This is a genomic window from Roseateles sp. PN1 (assembly GCF_038419725.1).
Lineage (GTDB): Bacteria > Pseudomonadota > Gammaproteobacteria > Burkholderiales > Burkholderiaceae_C > Paucibacter_A.
Window position 1 is genome coordinate 75770 of record NZ_JBCARA010000012.1, and the last position, 26836, is coordinate 102605.

Sequence of the window (26836 nt, forward strand, 5' to 3'; positions counted from 1 at the left end):
TCGGCTCAAGCCATTGTTTGCTTAGAAGCGGTAGCCGACGCCAACGCCGACCAGCAGGGGGTCAACCTTGAAGTCGCCAGCCTTGACGCCGTTGGCATAAACCTTGGTTCCGATCTGGACCTTCTTGACGTCCACGTTCAGGTACCAGTTCTTGGCGATCTGCACGTCAGCGCCAACTTGAACCGACAGGCCGAAGCTGTTGTTGTCGATCGAAGGATTCAGCTTGCCGGCGCCTTCCAGGCTGGCGTCGAACTTCACTTCAGAGAAGTTGGTGTAGTTCACGCCCAGGCCCACATAAGGACGGAAGGTGCCGGTGGGGATGAAGTGGTACTGCAGCGACAGGGTCGGGGGCAGGTGCTTCAGGGTACCAATCTTGGCGCCATTGGACTTCAGGTCATGGCCTTGCGGGTAGGTCAGGATCAGTTCGGCAGCGATATTGGGGGTGATGAAGTAGGTGATGTCAACTTCAGGGATGACCTTGTTGTTGACGCTCAGGCCCAGGCCGGTGGTGTCTTTGTTGGCCGAGTCGAGGTTGACGGCACGGGCACGAACCATCCAGTTGCCTTCTTGCTGGGCTTGGGCAGCGAAGGTGGTGCAGGCCAGGGCGATGACGGCGAGGGAAGTAGCGAGCTTGTTCATGTTTGCAAGGTTTCCTAGTGATGGGTTTGAGTCCCGATGACGCTATTGAAACGGCCTGCAAGGGGTTAACCCTTGATATTTCGCAAACTCAAAAACGCTGGTGCCTGTCTGACCGGACCTGTTTGAGCTAGCTCAAGAAAGCCTCTGGGCAGCTGCGGCGTTTGCGCAACTGTGGGCCACAGCGGGGCGGAACAGGCGTATGGGGAGAAGGCTCCGGCGCCCTCAGTCCTGCAGCCAGGCGTGCTGTTGCAACCAGCGACCCAGCTCGTTGTCATTGGCAAAGGCCAGCTTGGCGAAGAGATGGGCGCGGTGGCTCTCCACCGAGCGGGGGCTGCAGGGGGGATTGAGCAGCCGCGCAATTTCCTTGTTCGGTGTGCCCAGGGCCACATGGCGGGCCACTTCTCGCTCACGCGGGGTCAGCAGGGTCCAGCGGGCCAGTGCTTCGGCGCGCGCATGTGCGGCGTCCAGGGCCTGCGGCAGCTTGGCCAGCAACTCGGCGGTATTGGGCTTGACCACCCAGTCGAAAGCGCCCTTTTTGACCGCCTCGATGGCCATGGAAATCTCACCATGCCCGGACAAAAACAAGACGACCAGCGGGCTGCGCAAGGTCAGCAGGCGATCGAACACCTCCAGGCCGCTGATGCCCTGGCCCATGCGCAGGTCCAGAATCACACAGCCCGGTTGCAGCGGATTCAGCGCCTCCAGAAAGGCCTCGCCCGAGGCAAAAGCCTGCACCGGCTGGCCGCTGGCGAACAGCAGCATCATCAGGGAGCGGCGCACGGCTTCGTCGTCGTCCACCACGTAGAGGCAATGGCGGTGGCTGGCGAGATTCTTCATGAGGAGATGGGCAGGCTGAGGCTGAAACGGGCGCCGGGGGCGTCTATGCGATTGGCGGCGCTGAGCGCGCCGCCATGGGCTTCGGCAATGCTGCGGCAGATCTTCAAGCCCAGGCCCAAGCCATCGGGCTTGGTGCTGAAAAAGGGGTCGAAGAGCTGGCCCAGCAGTTCGGGCGCAATACCGGGGCCGCGGTCCAGAACCTGCAGTGTCATGGTCTGCCCTTCGACGCTGGCGGTGACTTCGATCTGGCGGCGTTCGGGCGGCAGATCCTGGCAGGCCTGCAGGGCGTTCATCAGCAGATTGATCATCAACTGTTCCAGCAGCAAAGGGTCACCGCGCACGGCCGGCAAGGCGTTCGGCAGCTGCAACTGCAGGCTGGCCTTGCGCAGGCGCAGCTCGGGCTCCAGCAGGGACTGCACGCGTTCAAGCAGGGCGGGCATGTCCACCGGCTCATGCACGCCGCCACGCTGGCGCACCAGGCCGCGCAAGCGCTTGACGATCTCGGCCGCGCGCTGCGCCTGGGCTACGATCTCGCCCAGGCTTTCGATCAGCAAGCCCTGGCTATTGGGCGAGGCTTGCTCCGCGAAAGCACGCGCCGCCAGGGCGAAGTTGGACAAGGCCATCAGCGGTTGGTTCAACTCATGCGCCAGGGTGGAGGCCATTTCGCCCAGGCCGGCCAAGCGGGCGCTGCGCTGCAGTTGAGCGTCTTGCAGGCGCTGGCGCTCCTCGGCTTGCTTCTGCGCGGTGATGTCCACCACCGAACTCATCCAGCCGCTGTGCTGGCCGGCGGCGTCAATCAAGGGCGCGGTGTAGACCATGGTGTAGACCTCATGGCCGTCCCGGTGGCGCACGCGGGACTCAAAGCCGTGTAGCGCGGCCTGGCCGCTCAGTGCGGCCTCGCTGTCGCGCCAGTGTTTGTCCAGATCGTCGGGATGCCAGTAAGGGTAGGGTGGCTTGGCACCCAGCAGTTCCTCGGCGCTGTAGCCCACCATTTCGCACAGGGCGGGGTTGACGTAGATGATGCGCCCATCCGGCGCCCGCGCGCGCATGCCCACCAGCAGCGAATCCTCCATGGCCTTGCGAAAGGCATGCGCCTCTTGCAACTCGCGGGTGCGCTCTTGCACCCGCTGCTCCAGTTCTAGGCGAGCGTGCCTTTGCTCGGCAAAGCGGCGCTCGCGCAAGCGCCAATACAGGCCCGCCAGCAAGGTGATGCCACCGGCCAAGGCGGCCAGGGCCTGCGCTTGGCGGCGGGCCTGGCGCAGCTCGGCCAGATCGCTCATCACGGTCAGCGTCCAGCCCAGCTCTGGCAGGGCCTGGTCCAGAGCCAGAAACTGGCGCGCTTTGCCGGCGATGCGGGTTTGGATGCGGTACTCGGCGCGGCCGAGCTCGCGTGCCTCGGCCCAGGGCATGGGCGCATAGCTGTGCTGGGCGCCGTACTGGCCATGCTGGTCAAGCCAGGACAGATCGGCCGGGCTGAGGGGCCGGCGGCTGCGGTAGTACCAGTCCTTCACCGAGCCCAGAAATGCGATGCCGCGGGCGTCGTAGAGCAGCACCGGGTCTGGCGCCTTGGCCCAGGTGCGTTCCAGCGCATCTAGGCTGACCTTGGCCACCATCACGCCCTGCACGGGGCCAGCCGCTGAACTGCGCACCGGCGCGGCGATGAAGAGACCCGGCACGCCGGTGGTCAGGCCCACGCCGTAAAACACGCTGCGCTGCCCGCGCATGGCCTCTTCGAAATAGGGCCGGCTGGCGTAGTTCTGGTTCACAAAGCTGTCGCCCGTCTGCCAGTTGCTGGCTGCCAGGGCCTTGCCCTGGGCATCCAGCAAATAGAGCGCTGCGGCGCCGCTGTGCGCTTGCACCTGCGCCACATAGCGGTTGGCCTGCAGGCGCGCGGCGGCGCTTTCGGGCTGACGCAACAGGGCCAGGATCAGCGGGTGCTGGGCGGCGGTGAAGGGCAGGTAGTCGAACTTCTCGGCCGCGCCGCGCAGGCCCAGGGCGTGGACTTCCACCGCGCGCTGCAGGCCTTGCACCTTGCTTTGCAGCTCGCGCCGTTCGGCCCAGACGCCGGCCGCCCAGGCAGCCGCCGCCAAGGCCAGCGCGGCCAGCAGGAGCAAAAGGCTGCGGCGCAGCACGGGAGGCAAGTGGGGTCGAGGCATGAGGTTCGGAGGCGGCGGCCACATTGTCGGCGGCGCCCCGCCGAGCTGGCGCTGCGTAGAACTACGCAGGCGGGCGCAGTGGCTCGAACGGATGTGCGGACGAGTTCGGCTTGCGAGACTGCGCCCACCTTAAAACAACAGGAGACCGCGCATCATGGACAAGACCTTAAGCCCCAATCTCAGCGGCACCAGCGCGCCCGCTGCCGCGCCGGAGCGCATCGACGCCGGCCGGCTCAAAGCCATTTTGGTGGGCTCGGCCGGCAATCTGGTCGAGTGGTACGACTTCTACTGCTACGCGGCCTTCTCGCTCTACTTCGCCAACTCCTTTTTCCCCGCTCAAGATGCCACGGCGCAGATGATGTCCACCGCAGGCATTTTTGCGCTGGGCTTTTTCGTGCGCCCGCTGGGCGGCTTGCTGTTCGGCAGCATCGGCGACCGCCTGGGCCGCCGCCAGGCCTTGATGACCTCGGTGCTGCTGATGTGCTTGGGCTCGCTGATCATTGCCTGCGCGCCCACCTATGCGATGGTCGGCGCCTGGGCGCCGGCCTTGCTGCTGCTGGCCCGTTTGCTGCAAGGCCTGAGCCTGGGCGGTGAGTACGGCTCCAGCGCCACCTATCTGTCCGAGATGGCCAGTTCCAAGCACCGCGGCTTTTACGCCAGCTTTCAGTATGTGACCCTGATCGGCGGGCAGCTGACGGCCTTGCTGGTGCTCTTGTTGCTGCAACACGTCTTCCTGAGCCCCGAAGAGCTGAAGGCCTGGGGCTGGCGCATTCCCTTCTTCATCGGCGCCTTGCTGGCCCTGGTGGCCCTGGCCATGCGCCGTGAGATGCCCGAGACCGCCTCGTTTGAGAAGGCCAAGCGCCAACGCGGTAAGGAGGCCCTGGGTGGACTGCGTCAGCTGGCTCGCTACCCCAAAGAGGTGATGGTGGTGGTGGGCCTGACCATGGGCGGCACCTTGGCCTTCTACGTCTACACCACCTATATGCAGAAGTTCCTGCGCCTCTCGGTGGGCCTGACGGACGCGCAGACCACGGCTGTCTCGGCCGCCTCCCTGGTGTTTGCCATGTGCTTGCAGCCGCTGTACGGCGCCCTGTCGGACCGCATCGGCCGCCGGCCTTTGCTGCTGGGCTTCGCCGTGCTGGGCACCTTGTTCACCGTGCCCTTGCTGACGGCGATTCGCCATGCGCAAGGTCCTTGGGAAGCCTTCGGCCTGATCGCCTGCGCCTGGTTGATTCTGTCGGGCTACACCTCCATCAACGCGGTGGTGAAAGCCGAAATGTTCCCCGCTGCCATCCGCACCACCGGCGTGGGCGTGCCCTATGCGGTGGCGGTGTCGGTGTTCGGCGGCACGGCCGAATACATCGCCCTGTGGTTCAAACAGGCCGGCAACGAAAGCGGCTTCTACTGGTACGCCACCGCCGTCATCGCCTGCACCTTGCTGGTCTACCTGGGCATGCGCGACACGCAAAAGCATTCGCAGATTGATGCGGAGGAGCGGGGCTAAGTCCTCATCCCCCATTTGGAAAAAGGCCGGGCCCCTCAAGGGCTCGGCCTTTCGCATTTCTGGGGGAGCGGCGGTTCCATTGGGCTTGTTGCCGGACTGCGACGATTGCATTTGAGGCAGCTCAAATTGGTTTCAGAGAGTTGGGTAAATCTCGGAATCAGGGAGTAATACCCACGCCCTGCGGCAGAAACTCATATTGCCGTTGCTTAGGCGGCGGCGTCAGGCACTCTTGCAGGGGTTCAAAGTCGAACCCTCGCTCTTCTGTTCTATAACTTTTGGATGGACTAAAGATGTTCAAGAAGATTGTTGTTGGCTGTGTGCTGAGCGGAGCGGCTCTCGGGTCGTGGGCAGGCGCGATCTGGGATCTTGCGGCCGACTGGAGCGACACGATCAATCCGAACGGCGCATGGGCGTTGAATCAGGGCTCTACGCCATTGACGAACATTCCTGACTTCACCGCCGCCGACACCAGTGGGATCCCGGCCCAGCCTGCATGGGCACCGTCCAATTCGCTTGGAAACTTCCTGCCAATGTGGATGAAGGCCCGAGCGACAGTCGCCGACTCCTGGCAAGTCGGTGATGTTCTGGTTCATTCGACCGGTCGCTACAACAGCGCCGGAAGTGGGTTTGCGAACGTCACTTGGACGAGCCCCTTCTCTGGGACTGCCAACGTTTCTGGCGCACTTTGGGAAATCAGAGACATCGGTCGCGCCAATGTCTGGACTTTGTTGCATAACGGAACCACGCTAGCAACGGGTACTCTTGTCGACGGTGGCGGTCATGGACGAATCAACCCGCAGACATTTGCGTTTTCCAGCTTAGCTGTTAGTGCAGGAGATGTTTTGACGCTCAAGTTGGACTCCGCCAGCGCTGATGGCGCGGGTGAGCTCGCCGGAGTGAACTTCAAAATTGCGCAGATTTCCGTCGTCCCAGAGCCAGGGACATACTTGCTGATGCTTGCTGGTGTTGCATTGCTCGCGTCGGTGCTTCGCAGGCAAGGAAGTGCTAGACCCGCCAGCGAATCGCGTCTGCACTGATGATATGAGCCTGAGGCGGCTGTTGAGCGCGTCGGCAATGAGCCGCGCCGGTCGGCCGCGCTCAGGTCTGCTGCATTGCACGGCTAAGGCATGAACAAGCGTTGCGATGGCAGTCCATCGATGGTCGGCCACAGAACCGAACAGACTGACCGACTGAATTGGTGAGTGATGGAGGGGCCGAGCACCACTGCCGCCGGTTCATACAGCACCGGCTAGGCAGGGCTCAACTCAACTCATCCCAAATTCAGCCGCTTGCACAACTCCAGCGTCAGGCCGGATTGGTTCAGAGTGTAGAAGTGGATGCCGGGCGCGCCGCCTTCGATCAGGCGCTCGCACACGCGGCTCATCACGTCCAGGCCGAAGGCGCGGATGGAGGCGGCGTCGTCCATGAAGCCTTCCATCTTCAGCGCGATCCAGCGCGGGATTTCGATGCCGTCACGCGCTGCGAATTGGGCGATGCGGGCGTAGTTGTGGAAGGGCATGATGCCCGGCACGATAGGGGCGTCAACGCCCAGCTTGCGGGCTTCATCCACGAAGTTGAAGTAGGCGTCGGGGTTGAAGAAGAACTGGGTGATGGCGGCGTTAGCACCGGCCTTCATTTTGTCGGCGAAGTGCTGCAAGTCCTTCGCCGCATAGCGCTGCTGCGGGTGGTATTCGGGGTAGGCGGCGACTTCGATTTGCCAGTCTGGCCCTTGCGTTTCGCGGATGAAGCGCACCAGCTCGGCGGCGTAGCGGAACTCTCCCGCAGTGGCCGTGCCGCTGGGCAGGTCGCCGCGCAGGGCGACGACGCGGCGGATGTTTTGCGCCCGGTAGGTGGCCAGAATTTCGGCGATGTTTTCCCGGGTGGAACCCACGCAGCTCAGATGCGGCGCGGCTTCATAGCCGCTGGCGGCAATGTCCATCACCGTGGCCAGGGTCTTCTCGCGGGTGGAGCCGCCGGCGCCGTAGGTAACGCTGAAGTAGTGCGGGTTCAGAACGCTGAGGTCCTTCACCACGGTCTTGAGCTTCTCGGTGCCCACCGGGGTGTTGGGCGGGAAGAACTCGAAGCTGACAGGGGTCTTGTTGGGCGTGCTCATGCTTGTTCCTTGCCCTCGGGCGAGCGCTGCGCCCAGAGGAAAAATTCTTTATTGCCGTCACCGCCGGTGATGGCGCTGTCGAAATAGTCTTTGACCCTCAGCCCCAGACTGGCGCAAACCTCGCGGCTGCGCGTCTCCAGCAAGGGGTATTGCGCCGCATCCTTGACCAGGCCGCCGCGCGAAACGGCTTTGGGGCCGAGTTCGAACTGCGGCTTGATCAGCAGCAAGACCTGACCCTCAGGCCTGAGCCAGGGCAGCAGCTCGGGCAGCGCGCCTAGCATGGAGATAAAGCTGAGGTCGCCGACGATGAGATCGAAACCCGCCGCCGGCTTGTGTTCGTTCAGAGCGGATGCCGCCAGCTCGCGCACATGCAGGCCTTCCAGGGCGACGATGCGGGGCTCGTTCTTCAGTTGCTCATGCAGCTGGCCATGGCCCACGTCCACGCCGACCACTCGGGCTGCGCCGCTCTTGAGCAAGCAGTCCGAAAAGCCGCCGGTGCTTTGGCCCATGTCCAACACCGTCAGGCCGCTGACCGACAGCCCGCTGTGCTTGAGCGCACCTTCGAGCTTGAGCCCGCCGCGCGAGACATAACGCAACTCGGCATCGTCATTGATGCGCAGCTCAACGCCTTCGAGCAAGTCCAAGCCCGCTTTGGCCACCGGCGCCCAGCCTTTGGCTGAGTGCCACTCCACCGAGCCCGCCGCAATCAGCCTTTGGGCGATTGAGCGGGTGGTGCAGAGGCCTTGTGAGACCAGGAGTTGATCAGCGCGCATGGAACTTTGGAGACGATGGGAAAGGGCGCAGCGCAGCTGCGCTTTGGCCGGTTGATCGAGATCATCGGACCCGGGCGTCGCGAGCGCCTGTCAGGCAAGGCGTGGGGGGATCCGCAGACCGGAACGTAGCAGCGCTACGTGAGGATCTGCGGAGGGACCCACAACGCCGCATGGCAGGCGCGCAGTAGCCCGTGACGATCAGTAGCGGTAGGCGTCGGGCTTGTAGGGGCCTTGCTTGGGCACACCGATATAAGCCGCTTGCTCTTCGGTCAGCTCCGACAACTGCGCATTCAGCGTGGTCAGCTGCAGGCGTGCCACCTTCTCGTCCAGGTGCTTGGGCAGCACATAGACCTTGCCGATGTCGTAAGCGTCCTTGTGGGCGAACAGCTCGATCTGGGCGATGGTCTGGTTCGCAAACGAGGAGCTCATCACATAGCTGGGGTGGCCGGTGCCGCAGCCCAGGTTCACCAGGCGGCCCTTGGCCAGCAGGATGATGCGCTTGCCGTCCGGGAAGATCACATGGTCGACTTGCGGCTTGATCTCTTCCCACTCGTACTTCTCGATCGAGGCGATGTCGATCTCGTTGTCGAAGTGGCCGATATTGCAGACGATGGCGTTGTGCTTCATCACGGCCATGTGCTCGTGGCGGATCACGCCCTTGTTGCCGGTGGTGGTGACGAAGATGTCGGCCTTGTCGGCGGCGTATTCCATCGTGACAACGCGGTAGCCTTCCATCGCGGCTTGCAGGGCGCAGATGGGGTCGATTTCGGTGACCCACACTTGTGCCGACAGGGCGCGCATGGCTTGGGCGGAACCCTTGCCCACATCGCCGTAGCCGGCGATGACGGCGATCTTGCCGGCGATCATCACGTCGGTGGCGCGCTTGATGCCGTCCACCAGGGACTCGCGGCAGCCGTAGAGGTTGTCGAACTTGCTCTTGGTGACCGAGTCATTGACGTTGATGGCGCGGAACAGCAGGCTGCCCTTGGCCGACATTTCCTTGAGGCGATGCACGCCGGTCGTCGTTTCTTCGGTGACGCCGATGATTTCGCGGCTCTTGCGGGTGTACCAGGTCGGGTCAACGGCGACCTTGGCCTTGATGGCCGCGAACAGCACGCGCTCTTCTTCGCTGCCGGGGTTGGCCAGCACCGACAGATCCTTCTCGGCCTTCTGGCCCAGATGCATCAGCAAGGTGGCATCGCCGCCGTCATCCAGAATCATGTTCGGGCCTTCACCGGGGGTGCCGGCGGCGCCGAAGTCGAAGATGCGGTGGGTGTAATCCCAGTAGTCTTCCAGCGTTTCACCCTTGTAGGCAAACACTGGCGTGCCTGCGGCCACCAGGGCGGCAGCGGCCTGGTCTTGGGTGGAGTAGATATTGCACGAAGCCCAGCGCACTTCGGCGCCCAGGGCTTGCAGGGTTTCGACCAGCACGCCGGTCTGAATGGTCATGTGCAGCGAACCGGCAATGCGTGCGCCCTTGAGCGGCTGGCTGGCGGCGTATTCCTTGCGGATGGCCATCAGCGCGGGCATTTCGCACTCGGCGATATTGAGTTCCTTGCGGCCCCAGGCGGCAAGCGAGAGGTCGGCAATGAGGTATTGGTCGGGGGACAGGGTGGTGTTGGTGGCAGTCATGGCGAGCGAGCTCCTTCAGGGGTTGAAGCCGCTGTCGCTTGATGCAGGGGAGGTGTGAGCCGCTGGCATTTGGCTTGCTCGTCAATTTGCACAAGCAACTCCGCCTTGGACGCACGATCACCCACAAAAAAACAGCAGCGGGTGAGCGCGGTTGCAATGAATCGGCACAAGTGCTGTTTCGGGTGGAAACGGCGGTGCAAGATTCGATCCCGAGCCTGGCCGCATGTTAGGCATGCGGTTGCAACGCTCCTCGGAATGCGGTGATTCTAGTCGCATTGCCGCGGTCGGTCGCAGGAACAGTGCCCGAAATGAAGACAATCTCGACCCATCATGCACGCACTTTCTTCTTGCCCTCCCGCCCGTTTGCGCCCGCTTGTGGGTCTGCTCACCGATATCGACGACACCTTGACGGCCGATGGCGCCATCGCCCCCGCGGCCCTGCAGGCCTTGTTTGATCTGCACGCTGCGGGCGTACCGGTCATTGCCATCACCGGTCGCCCGTCGGGCTGGAGCGAGCCCTTCGCGCTGGCTTGGCCGGTGAAAGCCATCGTGGCTGAAAACGGCGCGGTGATGCTCAGGCGCAGGGCAGATGGCGGTTTGCAGCGTGACTTCACCCAGGACGCTGCGACGCGGGCTGAAAATTTTGAGCGCCTGCAGCGTTGCGCTGCCGACTTGCTGTTGCGTGTGCCGGGCTGTCAGTTGGCCAGCGACAGCGCCGGCCGCCTGACTGATATTGCAGTCGACCACAGCGAGCATGCGCATTTGGCGCCGGCGCAGATTGAGGCCGTCTGCGCAGTGATGCGTGAGCATGGCTTGCAGGCCACGGTCAGCTCCATCCACATCAACGGCTGGATCGGCGCGCACAACAAGTGGACCGCTGCCCAGTGGGCCGTGCCTGAACTGACGGGCAAGCCTTTTGTGGCCGAGGACTGGTTGTATGTGGGTGATTCCAGCAACGACCAGATCATGTTTGCCCATATGCCCCACAGCGTGGGCGTGGCCAATATCGCCCGCTTTGTGCCACAACTGCAAAGCCTGCCGGGTTTTGTCACCGAAGCCGAGCGTGGTGATGGCTTTGCCGAACTGGCCAGGGCTGTTTTGAGCGCAAAGCAGAATTGCCCTACAGATTGAGGCGCGGCTGCCGATAGCTCTGGCACGTGTACGAGGCTCCGTCGGGCCCGGGGGATGTGGCGCATGACTGAAACCACCCAACTTGAGGCCAAGGTCTTGTTGCTGGAGCATGACTCGGCCCAGTACCAAGCCTTGAGCGACTTCTGCCTGTCGGTGGGCCTGCTGGCCTTGCCCCGCTCGGCCGTGGATGCCCTGGCAACGCTGGCGCAACACAAAGACTTGGGCGGCGTGCTGCTGGCCGAAGACCTGCCTTGTGAAGAGGGCAGCGACGCCATGCAACTGGCCCGCGCCATTCACAAGCTGCGACCCGAGCTGCCGATTTTTCTGCGCCGCTGCAGCGACCGCCCCTTGACGCCCGAGGAGCAAAACCGCATCCGCCACAGCTGGGCCACCGGCGACCTGGCGCAGCTGCAAGCCGCTGTTGAGCACAATATCTTCAGCCTGCGCTACCCCACGCGGCTGGTGCAGGGCGTGGTCAATCTGACCAGCCAGGCGCTGGGGGCGATGTTCCCCTTTGCCCGCGTGGAGGCCGAGTCGCCCTATGTGGTGCACGACCGCATCATTCACGGCGAGGTGTCCACCTTGATTGCGATTGAAAGCACCTGGTGCCGCGGCTACATGATGCTGCAGACGGAGGAGCGCGCCTTACGGCAAGGGCTGATCCAGGGCTTCAGCTACGAAGGCATTGGCGGTGACCTGAACTTCCGCGAGCTCAACAATATGCTGGGCGAGACCACCAATCTGATCTGGGGCGCGTTCAAGAATCGCTACATCCCGCCCAAGGCCTTCACCAATCAGCAGACCCAGGTGCCCATCGTCATCAACCATGAGCACAAATACATCTCGTTTGGCTCGCAAGACCCGCAGCTGTGCATCCGCTACCAGCTTTCGGACCCGGCGCGACCGGGCTTGCCGCCCTTGATGATCGTGCAGCGCTTCATCTTCAATCTGCACTGGTCACCCGACGAATTCGCCGAATTTGACAGCAATCCGCCAGAAGTTGGGCCCACCGGCGAGCTGGAATTGTTTTGAGCAGCAAGAACGTGATTACGATCTAAGCAATGAGGTCACCGCAGTGGTGGTGACGCGAGGAGTTTTTGAAATGGCAAATGTTCTTGTGGTTGACGACTCCAGCACGATGCGGGAAATCGTTGCCAGCTTTCTGAGCAAGAACGGCTTTGAAGTGGCCGTGGCCACCGATGGCCGCGACGGGCTTTTCAAACTGCAGAGCGACCCCGCCATCCGGCTGGTGATCAGCGACGTCAATATGCCCAATATGGATGGCCTGGCGATGGCAGAAAAGATCCGTCAGGACGTCACCGGCCGGGTGGTTCACATCGTCATGCTGACCACCGAAGACAACCCCGCCATGCGCGCGCGCGGCAAGGCCATTGGCGTGACCGGCTGGATCGTCAAGCCTTTCCGCGGCGATGCCGTGCTGGGGCCCTTCCGCAAGCTATGCGAGGTCCACGCCGAGAAATAAGCGCAGGCGCTCGATCTCGCTTTGCAAAGCGGCCTCAAAGGCCGGATCGCTCGGTGCACTGCCGCTCAGGTAGCCGCATTGCAGCTGTAATTCACCCGCCACCACGCTGGCATTGGCCCAGCCCAGCACCTCGCCGCGCCACAGCATGGGCAGGGCGTAATAGCCCAGCTTGCGTTTGGGCGCGGGCGTGTAGGCCTCGAAGCGATAGGCCCAGCCCCAGAACAACTCGAAGCGCAGGCGATCCCAGACGATGGGGTCGAAGGGCGCCAGCAGGCGCAGCTCTTCATCCAGCCGCCAACGCCGGCTGCACGGGTCTTCATCGTCCGGCCAGAACCAGGTGTGGCCCGCCGCCTGCGTGTGGGCGAAGAGGTGCTTGGCCTGGGCTTGTACGCGCTTGACTTCGGCTTGCAGCTGCGGTGCGCCGTAGCGGCTCATGCTGCACAGCTGACCCAGGCTGCGTGCCGGCAGTGGGGCGTATTTTTGTAGCACCAGCCGCACCAGGGCTTCGGCCTTTTGCTGCGGGCTGCTGGTCTCGTCGGGCGCGTGTTGCACTGCCTCGTAAATGCGTTGGCCTTGCTCGCGCCGCTTGACGCGCAGCAGGCCGCGGTAATGCATGGCGTCCAGCAAATGGGTGATGGCATTGCTGCTGCCGCCCCAGGCATTGCGGGTCTGGCCGAGTTGGAACTGGGCTTGCACCTCCCGCGGGTGGGTGGCGCCCCGGCCGCGCACAAAGGCCTGCACCGCTTGCGCCTGCGCCTGGGTCTTGGCATCCCAGCTGCGCCGCGCCACACGGGGATGCAGCAGGGCCAGATGCTCGTGTGGCACAAAGCCATAGTTGACGAAGCAGTCTTCCTCCACGCCCAAGCGGGCGTAGCGCTGTTCCAGTTCGCCGGCGCGGTAGTCCTTGACGCGCAGCCTCAGGGTCAGGTCTTGCGCACGCGCCGGGGCGCGGATCGGATCGGCCTGCACAAAGCCCAGGCGCTTGATTGCGGCGGGCAAGGTGGTGGGTTTGAACAAGCTGCGCGCGATGGCGTAGCGGCGCAAATCTTCTAGGCTGGGGCCGGTTGGCTTGGGGCTCATTGATCGCGGGGTGTGGGCGGTTGTGGGCCCGATTCCGCTGCGGAGCCAGGCGCGGTGCGGCCGGCAGAGCGCTGTTCGCGCGTGTCCATCTGCATTTCGAAGCTGAAAAAACAGTTGCGCCCGCGTGATTTGGCGGCATACAAGGCCTCGTCAGCGCGCCGCACCAGGCCTTCGACCGAGGTGCTGGCGTCGGGGATGCAGGTGGTGATGCCGCCCGACATGGTCAGGTGGGAGGCGACAGCGGAGCGCGGGTGCGGCAGGGCGGTCACTTCCAGCGTGCGCATCAGCGCGCGCGCAAACGTCATGGCGCCGGAGCGCGGCGTGCAGGGCAGGATCAGGGCAAATTCTTCGCCGCCGTAGCGCGCCGGGTAGTCGCGTGGCCGCCGGCACATGCCTTGCAGCAAGGCGCCGGCCCGCTGCAGGCAGGCATCGCCCTCGACATGCCCCAGGCTGTCGTTATAGCCCTTGAAGAAGTCGATATCGCACAACACCAGGGTCAGAGGCTGCTGCTCGCGCTGGGCGGCAACGATCTCGTGCTGCAAGCGGCTGTCAAAGCCGCGCCGGTTGGGTAGGCCGGTGAGGGCGTCTTCCACGCTGATGCGGGTCAGTTGCTCATTGGCAATGCGCAATTCTTCGGAGAGTTCGATCAAGCGGCCCTGCATGCGCCGCAGTCGCTGCATGGCTCTCAACTTGGCCTGCAGCACGGTGCTGGAGACGGGCTTGACGAGATAGTCGTCGCCGCCCGACTCAATCGCCTGCCAAATGCTGTGGTCTTGCGTCACCGAGGACAAAAAGATGATCGGCGTCCAGCCGCCAGCTTCGGCCGCGCGCATCTGGCTGGCGACCCAATAGCCGTCGTGGCCGGGCATTTCCACATCCAGCAGCACCAGGTCGGGCTGGTGTTGTTGGAATCGAGCCAGGGCGGTTTCCGCGGAGTCTGCCTGTACGACGATGTGACCCACTTCTTGCAGCTGCTGGCTCAGCACGAAGCGCGTGGTCGCTTGGTCATCGACGACCAAGATCTTCAGCGGCGGCAGGGCGGTGGGCATCAAGGGCAGCTGCATGACGATCCGGCGGTAAGCGGGCGGGCGTTGGTATTGGCGCACGGGGAGGGTGCTTGACGATTATGTGCCGCGTGGCGCGGCTGGATCTACGTAGTGACCCTGGATGTGTGGCGGGGTGGTGTTTGCCGTTCGGCCATGAAAAAAGGCGACCCTTTGGAGGGTCGCCTTGTTGGCTTTATGGGTGACACCGCGCTATGTCAGTCTTTTGGTCTCCGCTCACATCCGCTACGCGGATATGAGCGGCGCCCGCGAACGTTCAAGCCGCTTCGCGGTGGCCTTACAGGCCAGCGGCTGCGCGCAGCGCCGCAGCCTTGTCAGTCTTTTCCCAAGTGAACTCAGGTTCTTCGCGGCCGAAGTGGCCGTAGGCCGCTGTCTTGCTGTAGATCGGGCGCAGCAGGTCCAGCATCTGGATGATGCCCTTGGGGCGCAGGTCGAAATGCTCGTTCACCAGGGCGGCGATCTTGTCGTCGCTGATGACGCCGGTGCCTTCGGTGTAGACGGTCACATTCATCGGGCGGGCCACGCCGATGGCGTAGGCCACCTGGATCTGGCACTGGCGCGCCAGGCCGGCGGCGACGATGTTCTTGGCCACATAGCGGGCGGCGTATGCGGCCGAGCGGTCCACCTTTGTTGGGTCCTTGCCGCTGAAGGCGCCGCCGCCGTGCGGGCAGGCGCCGCCGTAGGTGTCGACGATGATCTTGCGGCCGGTCAGGCCGCAATCACCCTGCGGGCCGCCGATGACGAAGCGGCCGGTGGGGTTGATCAGGTATTTGGTGTCCTCGGTCAGCCATTCCTTGGGCAGCACCGGTTTGATGATCTCTTCGCGGATGGCCTCGTAGAACTCGGGCGTCATCTTGTCGCCCAGGCTCATCTCGGGTGCATGCTGGGTGGACAAGACCACCGTGTCGATGCTGTGCGGCTTGCCGTTGACGTAGCGCAGCGTGACCTGGCTCTTGGCGTCGGGGCGCAGGAAGGGCAGGCGGCCGTCCTTGCGCAGCTGGGCCTGGCGCTCCACCAGACGGTGGGCGTAGTAGATCGGCGCGGGCATCAGCTCGGGCGTTTCATCGCAGGCGTAGCCGAACATCAGGCCTTGGTCGCCGGCGCCGGTGTTGAGGTGGTCGTCGGAGGCATGGTCAACGCCTTGGGCGATGTCATTGCTCTGCTTGTCATAGGCCACCAGCACGGCGCAGCCCTTGTAGTCGATGCCGTACTCGGTGTTGTCGTAACCGATGCGCTTGATGGTGTCGCGCGCCACCTGGATGTAGTCCACATGGGCGTTGGTGGTGATTTCACCCGCCAGCACCACCAGGCCGGTGTTGCACAGGGTTTCAGCCGCGACGCGGGAAAGCGGGTCTTGGGTGAAGATTGCGTCGAGAATCGCGTCGGAGATCTGATCCGCGACTTTGTCGGGGTGACCTTCGGAAACCGATTCAGACGTAAAAAGAAAATCGTTGTTCGCCACTTTTACACTCCTAATATTTCAACAGTTCATCGGCGTTGCCGTGCTGTCGGGAGACGCGGCGAACGCTTTAGCAGCATTTGTTGAGCAGCATCGCTGCCCGGCGGAAATCTGATCTTGGAATAAGCCCAGGAAAAAACAACCGCATCGCCCCGCAAGTAGTCCAATAACTCGGCGATGGGACAATTATAGAAATATGTTGCAGCTGTTTCGTCTACTGTCCAAATTACCCCTGCGTTGGTTGCATGCCGTCGGTGCGATTGCCGGCTGGCTGACCTATTGGGCTTCACCCACTTACCGGCGCCGCTTCCAGGCCAATGTGCGCGTGGCCGGCCTGAGCTGGGCGGCGGCGCGCGGCGGCATCGCCCATGCCGGGCGCATGATTGTGGAGACCCCCTGGCTGTGGATGCGCCCACCGGGTCAACCCCTGGGCGATGCGGTGCAGTGGCAGGGCGCGGAGCTGGTCGAGGCTGCCATGGCTCAGGGCAAGGGGCTGATGCTGCTCACGCCCCATCTGGGCTGCTTTGAAATCTGCGCGCAGGCGGTGGCCGAGCGCTTTGGCGCCGTGGCGCCCCTGACTGTGCTGTTTCGCCCGGCCCGCCAGGCCTGGCTGCGCGAGGTGGTGGATGCCTCGCGTGAGCGGCCCTGCTTGAATACGGCGCCTGCCAATCTGGCCGGGGTGCGGCAGATGCTGCGTGCCCTGCGCCAAGGCCACACCATCGGCCTGCTGCCCGACCAGGTGCCGCCTCAGGGCCTCGGCGTCTGGGCGCCCTTCTTCGGCGAGCCGGCTTACACCATGACCATGGCCGGCAAGCTGCTGCAGCAAACCGGCGCGGCCGCTTTGCTGATGTGGGGCGAGCGCCTGCCCAAGGGCCGCGGCTTTGTGGTGCATGTGCGGCCCGGCCCGGTGATTGCGGCGGAGGCCTCTCCGGAGGCTGCCGCGACGGCGATCAACCAAGCCATGGAAGAATTGATTCGCCTGGCGCCCGCGCAGTACTTGTGGGGCTATCACCGCTACAAACAGCCGCGCGAACTCGATATCGCTGCGGCGCCAGTGGCAGCCGCCGCACCCGCCGCAGCCTCAAATAAGAACAAGGAAAGCTAAGCGCATGTTGTCGAAATTGGGTGCCTATCTGCTGATCGGCCTGCTGTGGCTCTTGCACTTTTTGCCTTTGGGAATCCTGGCTGCCTTTGGCCGTGGCTTGGGGGCTTTGCTGTGGGCGCTGGCGGGGCGGCGGCGGCGCATCGCGCTGCGCAATCTGGAACTCTGCTTCCCGGAAAAAGACGCCGCCGAGCGCGAGCGCCTGGCGCGTGAGCACTTCGGCTGGATGGGGCGCAGCCTGCTGGAGCGCGGCCTGATCTGGTTTGCCTCGCCTGCTCGCCTGCGCCGCATCTTGCATGTGAAGGGCGACATCACCTTGTCCGAGCGCGGCTCGGTGATGTGGTACCTGCCGCACTTCGTGGGCCTGGAGTGGGTGGGCCCGGCCATCATGCTGAATCAAAAAGCGCCGGGCGTGGACATCTACCAAAGCCAGAGCAATCCGGTGTTCGACAAATACCTGTTGATCGGCCGCCAGCGCTTCGGCAAAACCGCGTTTGTTGACCGCAGCGAAGGCTTTCGCCCGGTGATGCGTTTGATCAAGCAGGGCTATTCCTTTTTGAATGCGCCGGACCAAGACTTCGGCATCAAAGACTCTGCCTTCGTGCCTTTCTTTGGCGTCTCGGCCTGCACCTTGCTGGCGCCGTCCAAGGTGGCGCGCAGCATGAAGATGCCGGTGCAGCCGCTGGTGGTGACCATGTTGCCGGGCGGCCAAGGCTATGAAGTTGAGGCCTGTGAGCCGCCTGCCGGCTACCCCAGCGAGGACCCGCTGGCCGATGCCCACACCATGAACGCCTGGCTGGAAGCGCGCATCCGCCGCAACCCGGCTCAGTATCTGTGGGTGCACAGGCGCTTCAAGACGCGGCCGCAGGGCGAGCCCTCGGTGTATTGAGTGCCGCATCGCCGAGTTTTGCCGCGCCAGGAGCGCCAGACACCCAAGGCCATAATCTGCCAATGAAGCTTTCATTCACCAAAATGCAGGGCGCCGGCAATGACTTCGTGGTCATTGACGCCACCCGCGAACCCCTGCAACTCAGCGCCGCGCAAATCCGCGTGCTGGGCGACCGCCGCTTTGGCGTGGGTTGCGATCAGATCCTGGTGATCGAGCGCAGCAGCAACCCCGGCGTGGATTTCCGCTACCGCATCTTCAACGGCAGCTCCGGCGCCGAGGTGGAGCATTGCGGCAATGGCTCGCGCTGCTTTGTGCGCTATGTGGTGGACAAGGGCCTGACCGACAAAACGACCGTGCGGGTCGAGACCGTCAATGCCGTGCTTGAGTTGCAGCTGCGCGAAGATGGCCGCGTCACCGTGGACATGGGCGCACCGGTGTTCGATTTGAGCCGTGTGCCTTTTGACGCGCAAGGCCTGAGCCCGCACGAGCGCAATGGCTTCGCGCTGTGGCCCTTGACTGAGGCCGATTGCGAAGTGGCCGTGCTGTCGATGGGCAACCCGCATGCGGTGCAGTTGGTGGACGATGTTGAAAGCGCCCCGGTGCTGACGCGTGGCCCGCTGGTGGAGGCGCACCCGCGCTTTGCACGCAAGGTCAATGCGGGCTTTATGCAAATCATCTCGCGCAGCGAGGTGAAGCTGCGGGTGTTCGAGCGCGATGCCGGTGAGACCCTGGCTTGTGGCACCGGCGCTTGCGCGGCGGTGGTGGCAGGCATCCGCTTAGGCCTGCTGGACGAGGCCGTGGAAGTGCATGCGCGCGGCGGAGATTTGAGAATTGAATGGGCCGGCCAGAGCGCCGGCCTGCACGCGCCGGTGCGCATGACCGGGCCGGCGCAAACCGTGTTTGAAGGAGAGATTTCGCTGTGAACAGCAACACCACGCCAGCCATTACCGAACAGGACATCGCCGATTTCCTGCTCGCCACCCCGAGCTTTTTTCAGCGTCATGCTGAACTGCTGGCCACCGTGCAACTGAGCCACCCGCTGGGCCAGCGCACGGTTTCGCTTCAAGAGCGCCAAGCCGAAATGCTGCGCGACAAGATCAAGGGCCTGGAGCAGAAGATCATCGAGATGATCCGCAACGGCCAAGAGAACCTGGCCTTGTCCGATCGCCTGCACCGCTGGACCCGTGGCCTGATGTTGACGGCCGATGCGGCCAGCCTGCCCGAGGTGCTGGTGCAGGAGTTGCGCCACCAGTTCATGATTCCGCAAGCCGGCCTGCGCTTGTGGGGCGTGGATGCTGCGTATGCCGATGCCAGCTATGCCCAGCCCGTCAGCAGCGATGTGAAGAGCTTTGCCAACAGCCTGTCGCAGCCTTACTGCGGCGTCAATTCCGGCTTCGAAGCGGCGCGCTGGTTGCAGCAGGCCGATGAGGCCGGCCAAGCTGCGGGTACGGTCACCTCGCTGGCGCTGATCCCTTTGACGCTGGCCGAGAGTGGCGACGCCGCCAAGCCGGGCAAGAGCTTTGGCCTGCTGGTGCTGGGCTCGCCCGACCCGACCCGCTACACCGCCGAAATGGGCACCGAGTTCCTGCAACGCGTGGGCGAGATTGCCAGCGCGGCGCTGGCCCGCTTGCTGGCGCCCGAGAGTGGCCGCCCGGACTGAGGCCGACTCGGCCAAGTCTGAGCATGTCGCCGAGCTTGGCCCTGAGCTTGAGGCGCTGCCCGCCTTATTGCAGGACTATCTGCGCCACGCCCGGGTTGAGCGTGGCCTGGCACCGCGCAGCTTGGTGATTTACACGCAGGCCCTGCGTCGGCTGCATGCCTTCAGTCTGGAGGGCAAGGGCCTGGATTTGCTGCGTTTGCGGCCCAATCAGGCGCGGGGCTTGCTGATGCGCATGCATGGCGAGCAAGACCTGGGGCCGCGCAGCATGGCTTTGCAACTGTCGGTGTGGCGGGGCTTGTACCGCTACCTCGGTGGCTTGCGTTTGGTGGATCTCAACCCCTTCGACGGTCTGCGTGCGCCCAAGGCTGCCAAGCCTTTGCCCAAGGCGCTGGCGGTGGATGACGCGGTGCAGTTGGCCGAGCATGCCGATCCCGACGCGGAGCCTGCGGGCGAGGCGCTGGACCGCTGCATTGTTGAGTTGCTTTACGGCTGCGGCCTGCGTGTGTCCGAGCTGGAGGGGCTGGACGTGGCTGCCAGTGGTACGGCGCGCGGCTGGGTGGATGTGCAAGCGGGCGAAGTGCATGTGCTGGGCAAGGGCAGCAAGCGCCGCAGCGTGCCGGTGGGGCGAGCGGCCTTGCAGGCTCTGCAGGCCTGGCTGGCGCTGCGTGGACAATCGGCCCGGCCGGATGAGCCCGCCTTGCTGGTGGGGGCACGCGGCGGGCGCTTAGGTGCATCGCAGATTCGCGCACGGCTGAAGGCGCGCGCGCTGGCGGCGGGCAGCCCCAGCCATGTGCATCCGCATATGCTGCGGCATTCATTTGCTTCGCATCTGCTGCAGTCCAGTGGTGATTTGCGCGCGGTGCAGGAATTGCTGGGCCACGCCAACATCACCACCACCCAGGTCTATACCCAGCTGGACTACCAGCACCTGGCCAAGATTTACGACGCCGCGCATCCCCGCGCGAAGTTGACGAGCAAAAAAAAGTAGACGAGTTGATATGCCTGTTCGAGTAGTCATGAAGTTGAGCGCTTTGAGCCTGGCCCTGCTGGTGCCGACGTGCGCCTGGGCCGCCAAAGGGCCAGTGGCACCCGATGCCATCGAGCCCGGCAGCAGCGCAGCCAAGCCGGCCGACAGCACGCCGGCCCGCCTGGGCGCGAGCCGCCCCGCCGCCGTGGAGATGAACTGGACACCGATCTCTCTGCCCGATGGCGGCAAGACCGCCATGCTGGGCGGCAGCTACTTGATGGCGGTGGACGATAGCTGGGGCTTTGGCCCCAGCGCCTACGGTACGGCCAAGGGCAATTACGGCGGCATCTTTACCCTCGGCCTGACGGCTCAGCGGCGCTGGAATATCGGCAGCAGCACCCATTTCGCGGCCGGCCTTTATGTCGGCGCCGGTGGTGGCCTGAGTTCGGAAAAGCTGCGCTTTGGCGGCGGCCTGATGCTGCGCCCGGAGCTGTCCATTCGTACCGAGATGGGCGACTGGTACGCGGGCGTGGGCGTGGCGATGATCCGCTTCCCCAGCGGCACGGTCAGCGATACCAGCTACACCGTGGTGCTGGGCAAGGCCAATAACTTCGCCAGCTTCTTGCCCAGCGATTCGGGCCGCCGCGGCCGCGCCGGCGCGCGCACCGGCTTGGGCTTTGATGAGGTGATGCTTTACGGTGGCGTGGATAAACCAAGCAGTCGAACCCAAAACCGCAGCGGCGTACCCAGCACCGGGCGCATGGGCAAGGCCGGTGCCGACCTGCGCCAATACATTGCCGACGGCAGCTGGTGGGGTGTGGAAGCGGCCGGCGCGGCCCAGGGTGGCGCCGACGGCTATATGGAAATTCTTGCCAATGCCGGCCAGGACTGGGCCATCGGCTCGCCCAAGCTGCGCCTGGGTGGGCAGCTGGGTCTGGGCTTGGGCGGCGGCGGCAATGTGGACACCGGCAACGGCTGGCTCTTGCGCGCCGGCCCCAGCCTGCGTTGGGTCACGCCCTGGGGGCCGAGCCTGCGCCTGGAGGCGGGGTGGACGCAGGCGCTGACGGGGCATTTCTCGGGCAGCTTTGTGCGCTTAGGCCTGGGCATGCCGCTGGACATTACACCCTCGAGTTCCCCCGCCTGGGGCCGCGGCGATGTGGATCAAGGCGTGGTGCGCACCAGCCAGATCTTTGCCAGCGTCGTGCACTTGCCCGATGTGCTGTTCAAAGACGGCACGCGCGAGGCGATCAGCCAGTACAACATGATTCTGACCCGCGACTTGTCGCCCCATGTCTACGGCGTTGCCCAGGCGGGCAGCGCGGCGGTGGGCCGAGCTGGGGCCTATTCCATCGGCCTGTTTGGGCTGGGCGTGCAAAGTGAGGCTTGGGGTGCGTGGCGCCTGGGCGCTGAAGCCCTGGTGGGCGCGGCCGGCGGCGGCGGTGTGGCCGTGGGCGGCGGCGCAGTGGGGCAGGGCGAGTTGTGGGCGCAGTGGGAAGGCGAGCGCCTGCGGCTGCGCGCCGGCCTGGGCCAATGGCGCAGCTTGCGGCATACCGAGCAGTCCTCACCTTTGTTCAGCGTTTCGGTGGGCTATGCCTACGGCACGCTGGCCCGTTGATTATTTGAAAGGCGCTGACGCTCAAGAGCAGCGCCACGGCGTTCAAGCCGAGTCTTAGAAAGTATTGCCATGAAAAAAGTTGTCATACGCGCCGGTAAAGAGCGTTCACTGCAGCGCCGCCACCCCTGGGTGTTTGAAGGCTCGGTCGCGCGCGGCGGTGCCGATGCAGGCGAGACGGTGCGGGTGGAGTCGGCCGAAGGCCTGTTCCTGTGCTGGGGCGCTTTCAGCCCCAAGTCCAATATCCGCGTGCGGGCCTGGAGCTTTGACGAGGCTCAGCGCATTGACGCCGCCTTCTTCCAGCAACGCATTGCCAAGGCCCTGGCCATGCGCACCCGCTTGCCGATTGCCTCCGACGCCGTGCGCCTGATCCACGGCGAGGCCGATGGCCTGCCGGGCTTGATCGTGGACCGCTACGGCGACACCTTGGTGGCGCAGTTCCTGTCCGCCGGGGTGGAGCGCTGGAAGGCCGTCATCATCGACGCCTTGATGGCTGCGACGGGTTTGATCCGCTTGTACGAGCGCTCCGACGCGCAGGTGCGGGAACTGGAAGGCCTGCCCCAGCAAACCGGCTGGCTGCGTGGCGAGGGCGAGACCGAAATCATCATCCAAGAGCATCAGTGGCGCCTGAGCCTGGATGTGGCCGAGGGCCACAAAACCGGCTACTACCTCGACCAGCGCGATAACCGCAAGAAGTTTGCCGACAGCGTGCGCCAGTACGGCTGCAAGTCGGTGCTGAACTGCTTCAGCTACACCGGCGGTTTCTCGGTGGCGGCCTTGGCGGGCGGTGCCACCGAGGTGATCAGCGTGGACTCCTCTGCGCCGGCCCTGGCGCGAGCCGATGCGCATGTGCGCCTGAACGGCTTTGAGCCCGGCCACCACCGCAGCCTGGATGCTGATGTCAACGCCACCTTGCGCAACTTCCTCAAGGAAGGGCGGACCTTCGACGCCATCGTGCTCGACCCGCCCAAGTTCGCGCCCACCGTGGCGCACGCCGAGCGCGCCGCGCGCGCCTACAAAGACATCAACCGCCTGGGTCTGCGCCTGCTGGCGCCGGGCGGCCTGCTGTTTACTTTCTCATGCTCGGGCGGCATCAGTCCCGATCTGTTCCACAAGATCGTTGCAGGCGCGGGCCTGGATGCGCAGGCTGACGGCTACATCCTCGACCGCGTTGGCGCTACGCCCGATCACCCGCAAACCATCAACTTCCCCGAGGGCGAGTACCTCAAGGGCTTGCTGGTGCTGAAGGCCGCCTGAACCTGAGTTGGCTCGGTGGCTGCTGGGCCGCAGCAGGGCCGTTTTGGCCGGCGCTGGCCTGCTGGCCCGATCAGCCCGATCAGCCCTGAGGCAGCGCCACGCTGGGCTCGAACTTGGCGCGGAACACGCTGAAAAACGCCTTCACATTGCGCACATTGGCGTCTTGTGTGAATAGGCGCTGTACCAGGGCGTGATAGGCCGGCATATCGGCCACTTGCAAGATCAGCACAAAGTCCGGCCCCGGCGAGACGCGGTAGCACTGCTGCACCGCCGCGTCTTGCTGCACCTTGGCTTCGAAGGCGGCCAGATGCTCGGCGCCTTGGCGGTCCAGGGTGATTTCGACGATGGCGCTCAGGCTAGGCCCCAGCTTTTCGGGCGCGAGCAAGGCAATGCGCCGGGTGATGATGCCGGCATCCACCAAGCGCTTGACGCGCCGCAAACAGGTGGCGGGCGACACATGGGCGGCGGCCGCCAAGTCCTGGTTGGACTGCGCCGCATCGCGCTGCAGCAGATCAAGGATGCGCAAGTCCGCGGCGTCGAGATTCAATAATTCATTCATATTTTTGTCATTCGTGAAATTATTGTTCTTGAAAATTGACTGCTGAATGATTGTTTCAAAAATGCATATATTTTGAAAGCAAAGATTTCGCCTGACTGCCTACGATGCAAGCCATTCAAGTCAACGCGAGAGCAGCAAATCATGTGTGGAATCGTCGGATCGGTCAGCCAGCGCAATATCGTCCCCATCTTGATCGAAGGCCTCAAGCGCCTGGAATACCGCGGCTATGACTCCTGCGGTGTGGCCGTGCATCAAGACGGCAGCCTGAAGCGCGCCCGCAGCACCTCCCGCGTGGCCGAGTTGATGGGCTTGGCGGCCGAGGACGGCATCGTCTCCGGCACCGGCATCGCCCACACCCGCTGGGCCACTCATGGCGCGCCGGCCGTGCACAACGCCCACCCACATTTCTCGCAAGGCCCGGGCGCCAGCGCCGACAGCGTCGGTCGCATCGCCCTGGTCCACAACGGCATCATCGAGAACCATGATGAGCTGCGCGCCGAACTCAAGCTCAAGGGCTACCAGTTCAGCAGCCAGACCGACACCGAGGTGATCGCCCATCTGGTGGACCACCTCTACAACGGCGACCTGCTCGAAGCCGTTCAGCAAGCCTTGCCGCGCCTGAAGGGCGCTTATGCCGTGGCCGTGTTCTGCCGCGATGAACCGCACCGCGTGATTGCCGCCCGCGAGGGCTCGCCCCTGGTGCTGGGCCTTGGCATGGACGCCGCGCACGCCGAGAACTTTGTTGCCTCCGACGCCATGGCCCTGGCCGGTGTGACCGACCAGATCGTCTACCTGGAAGAGGGCGATGTGGTGGACCTGCAGCTGGGCCGCTACTGGATCAGCACGCTGAACGCTGAGACAGGCCGTTATGAGCCCGCCGAGCGCCCCGTGCGCACGGTGCACGCCCACAGCGGCGCGGCCGAGCTGGGCCCCTATCGCCACTATATGCAGAAGGAAATCTTCGAGCAGCCCGAGGCCATCGCCAACACCCTGGAAGGCGTGGTGGGCATCAGCCCTGAGTTGTTTGGTGACGGCGCCTACAGCATCTTCAAAGAAATCGACTCGGTGTTGATCTTGGCTTGCGGCACCAGCTTCTACTCCGGCTCCACCGCCAAGTACTGGCTGGAATCGATCGCCAAAATCCCCACCAGCGTGGAGATCGCCAGCGAGTACCGCTACCGCGACAGCGTGCCCAACCCGCGTACCCTGGTTGTCACCATCAGCCAAAGCGGCGAGACGGCCGACACGCTGGCCGCCCTCAAACATGCCCGCAGCCTGGGCATGAAGCACACGCTGACGGTTTGCAATGTGGCCACCAGCGCCATGGTGCGCGAGTGCGAACTGGCCTACATCACCCGCGCCGGCGCCGAGATCGGCGTGGCCTCCACCAAGGCCTTCACCACCCAGTTGGTGGGCCTGTTCATGCTGACGCTGGCGCTGGCGCAAACCCGCGGCTTCTTGACCGAAGAACAAGAAGCCGAGCACCTGAAGGCACTGCGCCATCTGCCCGTGGCCGTGCAAGCCGTGCTGGCGCTGGAGCCGCAAGTCATCGCCTGGAGCGAAGAATTCGCCCGCAAGGAAAACGCCTTGTTCTTGGGTCGTGGCCTGCACTACCCCATCGCCCTGGAAGGCGCGCTCAAGCTCAAGGAAATCAGCTACATCCACGCCGAGGCCTACCCCGCGGGTGAGCTCAAGCACGGCCCGCTGGCCTTGGTGACGGCCGAGATGCCTGTGGTGACAGTGGCCCCCAACGACACCTTGCTGGAAAAGCTGAAAAGCAATATGCAAGAAGTCCGCGCCCGCGGCGGCCAGCTGTACGTGTTCGCCGACGGCGACACGCAGATTGAAAGCGAAGCCGGTTTGCATGTGATCCGCATGCCCGAACACTACGGTGCCCTGAGCCCCATCCTGCACACCGTGCCGCTGCAGTTGCTGGCGTATCACACCGCCTGCGCGCGCGGTACCGATGTCGACAAGCCCAGAAACCTCGCAAAAAGTGTCACTGTGGAATAAGCGTTAGGGGCGCATTTTTTGGCATGTTCTTGTGAAATAGAGTCGTGCCAAAAAGAGCCAAATCTGCTCCCAAGAAACATAGTCGCTTCGCGGCAAAACAGCCACTGGGCAGGAGGGCAAATGACGAAATGTCAGTGCCCTGAGATGCAGCATTGGGATGAGGGCTCAGCGCACCCGTGCTGACTCGACGTAGTCGACAAATAGGAAAAGGCGCCGCGGCGCCTTTTCTTCTTTTCGAGTGACGGTGCGTCGCGATCGGCGTTTGAGCTGACGCGCGCGCCGACAGGGCGACGAGCCTTAAGGCTTCAGCTGCACGCGGAGCTCACCGCCCTTGTTGGCCTCGCTGTGGACGTTGATGTAGAGCTCGCCGGCCTGGTAGGCCTTCATGCCTTCGGCGTCGAGCTTGGCGCCTGCGGGCACGAGCCATTCACCTTCCGAGCCCGCCGTCAGCGGGATGAGGACCGGGCCGTTTTTGCCGGCGGCGCCTCGGTGGATGTGCGCCATCGTGCCTTTGACGCCAGTGGTTTTGACGCTGCCGCTGACCGTGCCATCGGCCGCGATGTTGATGCTGCCCGTACCGCTCGCGGTCGTCGTCACCGGCGGGACTTCATTGGCACCGGTCAGCACCAAGTCGGCTGCAAGCGCAGCCCCGGATGCGAGGGTGATGACGAGTGCGGCGAGCGAGGCGGTGAAGCGAGGGCGGTGCGAAGTCTTGCTCATCATGAGTCTCCGATGTCGAGTGGTCGAGGGCGGACCGGGGGCCGGCTAGCCCTTGGCATCATGCGCGAGTAGCAGCCCCCCTGCAAGCGCGAGGGTCATCGCCTGATCCTCGCCGCCAACTGGCGGCACGCGAGGGGGCGTCAAGTTCAAGACCTGACCCGCTCTATAGGCTCCTCGACTGGCTCC

The 26836-nt window shown here is 64.1% G+C and carries 24 protein-coding genes and 1 riboswitch; of the genes, 13 read left to right on the forward strand and 11 right to left on the reverse strand.

Annotation, left to right across the window (positions count from 1 at the left end):
- Positions 1–21: 21 nt before the first annotated feature.
- The 3 genes from AABB87_RS18045 to AABB87_RS18055 all read right to left on the reverse strand — a co-directional run bounded on the left by AABB87_RS18045 (position 22) and on the right by AABB87_RS18055 (position 3632).
- Positions 22–639, reverse strand: coding sequence for an OmpW/AlkL family protein (locus AABB87_RS18045; protein WP_341972655.1), 618 nt, complete (start codon positions 637–639; stop codon positions 22–24).
- A gap of 222 nt (positions 640–861) precedes the next feature.
- Positions 862–1476, reverse strand: coding sequence for a response regulator transcription factor (locus AABB87_RS18050; RefSeq protein ID WP_341972656.1), 615 nt, complete (start codon positions 1474–1476; stop codon positions 862–864).
- Positions 1473–3632 carry a sensor histidine kinase gene (locus AABB87_RS18055; protein ID WP_341972657.1) on the reverse strand — a complete coding sequence of 720 codons (2160 nt, stop codon included), beginning with the start codon at positions 3630–3632 and terminating at the stop codon, positions 1473–1475. The genes AABB87_RS18050 and AABB87_RS18055 overlap by 4 nt, the downstream gene beginning before the upstream one ends.
- Positions 3633–3786: 154 nt before the next feature.
- Between AABB87_RS18055 and AABB87_RS18060 the strand changes: the two genes are divergently transcribed.
- Positions 3787–5136, forward strand: a complete 1350-nt coding sequence (locus tag AABB87_RS18060; protein WP_341972658.1) for an MFS transporter — start codon at positions 3787–3789, stop codon at positions 5134–5136.
- A 290-nt stretch (positions 5137–5426) separates the two neighbouring features.
- Entirely contained in the window at positions 5427–6173 is a 747-nt protein-coding gene (locus AABB87_RS18065) for a PEP-CTERM sorting domain-containing protein (RefSeq protein WP_341972659.1), read from the forward strand.
- Positions 6174–6406: 233 nt separating this feature from the next.
- On the opposite strand, the gene metF is transcribed toward AABB87_RS18065, so the two are convergent.
- The 3 genes from metF to ahcY all read right to left on the reverse strand — a co-directional run bounded on the left by metF (position 6407) and on the right by ahcY (position 9654).
- Positions 6407–7249 (reverse strand): methylenetetrahydrofolate reductase [NAD(P)H], encoded by an 843-nt coding sequence (gene metF, locus AABB87_RS18070; protein WP_341972660.1) that lies wholly within the window; start codon positions 7247–7249, stop codon positions 6407–6409.
- Positions 7246–8022, reverse strand: a complete 777-nt coding sequence (locus AABB87_RS18075; protein ID WP_341972661.1) for a TlyA family RNA methyltransferase — start codon at positions 8020–8022, stop codon at positions 7246–7248. Before AABB87_RS18075 ends, metF begins: the two co-directional genes overlap by 4 nt.
- 198 nt (positions 8023–8220) lie before the next feature.
- Complete coding sequence (gene ahcY / locus AABB87_RS18080; protein ID WP_341972662.1) at positions 8221–9654, reverse strand: adenosylhomocysteinase; 1434 nt, start codon at positions 9652–9654, stop codon at positions 8221–8223.
- A 136-nt stretch (positions 9655–9790) separates the two neighbouring features.
- A riboswitch (S-adenosyl-L-homocysteine riboswitch) is annotated at positions 9791–9912 on the reverse strand.
- Between the two features lie 72 nt (positions 9913–9984).
- On the opposite strand from ahcY, the gene AABB87_RS18085 reads away from it, so the two are divergent.
- From AABB87_RS18085 to AABB87_RS18095, 3 genes are all read left to right on the forward strand, one after another.
- Positions 9985–10785 (forward strand): HAD-IIB family hydrolase, encoded by an 801-nt coding sequence (locus tag AABB87_RS18085; RefSeq protein ID WP_341972663.1) that lies wholly within the window; start codon positions 9985–9987, stop codon positions 10783–10785.
- A 63-nt stretch (positions 10786–10848) separates the two neighbouring features.
- Positions 10849–11817 carry a chemotaxis protein CheX gene (locus AABB87_RS18090; RefSeq protein WP_341972664.1) on the forward strand — a complete coding sequence of 323 codons (969 nt, stop codon included), beginning with the start codon at positions 10849–10851 and terminating at the stop codon, positions 11815–11817.
- Between the two features lie 70 nt (positions 11818–11887).
- Positions 11888–12268: a response regulator gene (locus AABB87_RS18095; protein ID WP_341972665.1), complete on the forward strand. Its 381-nt coding sequence runs from the start codon at positions 11888–11890 to the stop codon at positions 12266–12268.
- On the opposite strand, the gene AABB87_RS18100 is transcribed toward AABB87_RS18095, so the two are convergent.
- From AABB87_RS18100 to metK, 3 genes are all read right to left on the reverse strand, one after another.
- Complete coding sequence (locus AABB87_RS18100; RefSeq protein WP_341972666.1) at positions 12242–13348, reverse strand: DNA glycosylase AlkZ-like family protein; 1107 nt, start codon at positions 13346–13348, stop codon at positions 12242–12244. The genes AABB87_RS18095 and AABB87_RS18100 overlap by 27 nt on opposite strands.
- A complete protein-coding gene (locus tag AABB87_RS18105; RefSeq protein ID WP_341972743.1) occupies positions 13345–14412 on the reverse strand; it encodes a GGDEF domain-containing response regulator in 1068 nt (355 codons plus the stop codon). Before AABB87_RS18105 ends, AABB87_RS18100 begins: the two co-directional genes overlap by 4 nt.
- 277 nt (positions 14413–14689) lie before the next feature.
- Complete coding sequence (gene metK, locus AABB87_RS18110) at positions 14690–15874, reverse strand: methionine adenosyltransferase (RefSeq protein WP_341972667.1); 1185 nt, start codon at positions 15872–15874, stop codon at positions 14690–14692.
- Positions 15875–16067: 193 nt separating this feature from the next.
- On the opposite strand from metK, the gene AABB87_RS18115 reads away from it, so the two are divergent.
- The 7 genes from AABB87_RS18115 to AABB87_RS18145 all read left to right on the forward strand — a co-directional run bounded on the left by AABB87_RS18115 (position 16068) and on the right by AABB87_RS18145 (position 23358).
- The gene (locus AABB87_RS18115) at positions 16068–16976 is read left to right on the forward strand and encodes a lysophospholipid acyltransferase family protein (RefSeq protein ID WP_341972668.1); all 909 of its coding nucleotides are present in this window, start codon (positions 16068–16070) and stop codon (positions 16974–16976) included.
- Between the two features lie 4 nt (positions 16977–16980).
- Entirely contained in the window at positions 16981–17862 is an 882-nt protein-coding gene (locus AABB87_RS18120; RefSeq protein ID WP_341972669.1) for a lysophospholipid acyltransferase family protein, read from the forward strand.
- Between the two features lie 62 nt (positions 17863–17924).
- Positions 17925–18785, forward strand: a complete 861-nt coding sequence (dapF, locus tag AABB87_RS18125; protein WP_341972671.1) for a diaminopimelate epimerase — start codon at positions 17925–17927, stop codon at positions 18783–18785.
- Complete coding sequence (locus AABB87_RS18130) at positions 18782–19522, forward strand: DUF484 family protein (RefSeq protein ID WP_341972672.1); 741 nt, start codon at positions 18782–18784, stop codon at positions 19520–19522. The genes dapF and AABB87_RS18130 overlap by 4 nt, the downstream gene beginning before the upstream one ends.
- A gap of 55 nt (positions 19523–19577) precedes the next feature.
- On the forward strand, positions 19578–20510 hold the full coding sequence (locus AABB87_RS18135; RefSeq protein WP_341972744.1) for a tyrosine recombinase XerC: 933 nt from the start codon (positions 19578–19580) through the stop codon (positions 20508–20510).
- Positions 20511–20538: 28 nt separating this feature from the next.
- Positions 20539–22104 (forward strand): hypothetical protein, encoded by a 1566-nt coding sequence (locus AABB87_RS18140; RefSeq protein WP_341972673.1) that lies wholly within the window; start codon positions 20539–20541, stop codon positions 22102–22104.
- Positions 22105–22173: 69 nt separating this feature from the next.
- On the forward strand, positions 22174–23358 hold the full coding sequence (locus tag AABB87_RS18145; protein WP_341972674.1) for a class I SAM-dependent rRNA methyltransferase: 1185 nt from the start codon (positions 22174–22176) through the stop codon (positions 23356–23358).
- Positions 23359–23437: 79 nt separating this feature from the next.
- Here the strand turns inward: AABB87_RS18145 and AABB87_RS18150 are convergent, their stop codons facing one another.
- On the reverse strand, positions 23438–23917 hold the full coding sequence (locus AABB87_RS18150; protein ID WP_058718439.1) for an Lrp/AsnC family transcriptional regulator: 480 nt from the start codon (positions 23915–23917) through the stop codon (positions 23438–23440).
- 141 nt (positions 23918–24058) lie between these two features.
- Between AABB87_RS18150 and glmS the strand changes: the two genes are divergently transcribed.
- A complete protein-coding gene (glmS, locus tag AABB87_RS18155; RefSeq protein ID WP_058718440.1) occupies positions 24059–25930 on the forward strand; it encodes a glutamine--fructose-6-phosphate transaminase (isomerizing) in 1872 nt (623 codons plus the stop codon).
- A 297-nt stretch (positions 25931–26227) separates the two neighbouring features.
- Here glmS and AABB87_RS18160 read toward each other — a convergent pair whose 3' ends face one another.
- Positions 26228–26653 carry a CHRD domain-containing protein gene (locus tag AABB87_RS18160; protein WP_341972675.1) on the reverse strand — a complete coding sequence of 142 codons (426 nt, stop codon included), beginning with the start codon at positions 26651–26653 and terminating at the stop codon, positions 26228–26230.
- Between the last annotated feature and the right edge of the window lie 183 nt (positions 26654–26836).

What these genes read in the sequence shown, in the direction of transcription:
- AABB87_RS18045 (WP_341972655.1), bottom strand. Translation starts at nt 639, where the DNA reads ATGAACAAGCTCGCTACTTCCCTCGCCGTCATCGCCCTGGCCTGCACC.
- AABB87_RS18050 (WP_341972656.1), bottom strand. Translation starts at nt 1,476, where the DNA reads ATGAAGAATCTCGCCAGCCACCGCCATTGCCTCTACGTGGTGGACGAC.
- AABB87_RS18055 (WP_341972657.1), bottom strand. Translation starts at nt 3,632, where the DNA reads ATGCCTCGACCCCACTTGCCTCCCGTGCTGCGCCGCAGCCTTTTGCTC.
- AABB87_RS18060 (WP_341972658.1), top strand. Translation starts at nt 3,787, where the DNA reads ATGGACAAGACCTTAAGCCCCAATCTCAGCGGCACCAGCGCGCCCGCT.
- AABB87_RS18065 (WP_341972659.1), top strand. Translation starts at nt 5,427, where the DNA reads ATGTTCAAGAAGATTGTTGTTGGCTGTGTGCTGAGCGGAGCGGCTCTC.
- metF (WP_341972660.1), bottom strand. Translation starts at nt 7,249, where the DNA reads ATGAGCACGCCCAACAAGACCCCTGTCAGCTTCGAGTTCTTCCCGCCC.
- AABB87_RS18075 (WP_341972661.1), bottom strand. Translation starts at nt 8,022, where the DNA reads ATGCGCGCTGATCAACTCCTGGTCTCACAAGGCCTCTGCACCACCCGC.
- ahcY (WP_341972662.1), bottom strand. Translation starts at nt 9,654, where the DNA reads ATGACTGCCACCAACACCACCCTGTCCCCCGACCAATACCTCATTGCC.
- AABB87_RS18085 (WP_341972663.1), top strand. Translation starts at nt 9,985, where the DNA reads ATGCACGCACTTTCTTCTTGCCCTCCCGCCCGTTTGCGCCCGCTTGTG.
- AABB87_RS18090 (WP_341972664.1), top strand. Translation starts at nt 10,849, where the DNA reads ATGACTGAAACCACCCAACTTGAGGCCAAGGTCTTGTTGCTGGAGCAT.
- AABB87_RS18095 (WP_341972665.1), top strand. Translation starts at nt 11,888, where the DNA reads ATGGCAAATGTTCTTGTGGTTGACGACTCCAGCACGATGCGGGAAATC.
- AABB87_RS18100 (WP_341972666.1), bottom strand. Translation starts at nt 13,348, where the DNA reads ATGAGCCCCAAGCCAACCGGCCCCAGCCTAGAAGATTTGCGCCGCTAC.
- AABB87_RS18105 (WP_341972743.1), bottom strand. Translation starts at nt 14,412, where the DNA reads ATGCAGCTGCCCTTGATGCCCACCGCCCTGCCGCCGCTGAAGATCTTG.
- AABB87_RS18115 (WP_341972668.1), top strand. Translation starts at nt 16,068, where the DNA reads ATGTTGCAGCTGTTTCGTCTACTGTCCAAATTACCCCTGCGTTGGTTG.
- AABB87_RS18120 (WP_341972669.1), top strand. Translation starts at nt 16,981, where the DNA reads ATGTTGTCGAAATTGGGTGCCTATCTGCTGATCGGCCTGCTGTGGCTC.
- dapF (WP_341972671.1), top strand. Translation starts at nt 17,925, where the DNA reads ATGAAGCTTTCATTCACCAAAATGCAGGGCGCCGGCAATGACTTCGTG.
- AABB87_RS18140 (WP_341972673.1), top strand. Translation starts at nt 20,539, where the DNA reads ATGAAGTTGAGCGCTTTGAGCCTGGCCCTGCTGGTGCCGACGTGCGCC.
- AABB87_RS18145 (WP_341972674.1), top strand. Translation starts at nt 22,174, where the DNA reads ATGAAAAAAGTTGTCATACGCGCCGGTAAAGAGCGTTCACTGCAGCGC.
- AABB87_RS18150 (WP_058718439.1), bottom strand. Translation starts at nt 23,917, where the DNA reads ATGAATGAATTATTGAATCTCGACGCCGCGGACTTGCGCATCCTTGAT.
- glmS (WP_058718440.1), top strand. Translation starts at nt 24,059, where the DNA reads ATGTGTGGAATCGTCGGATCGGTCAGCCAGCGCAATATCGTCCCCATC.
- AABB87_RS18160 (WP_341972675.1), bottom strand. Translation starts at nt 26,653, where the DNA reads ATGATGAGCAAGACTTCGCACCGCCCTCGCTTCACCGCCTCGCTCGCC.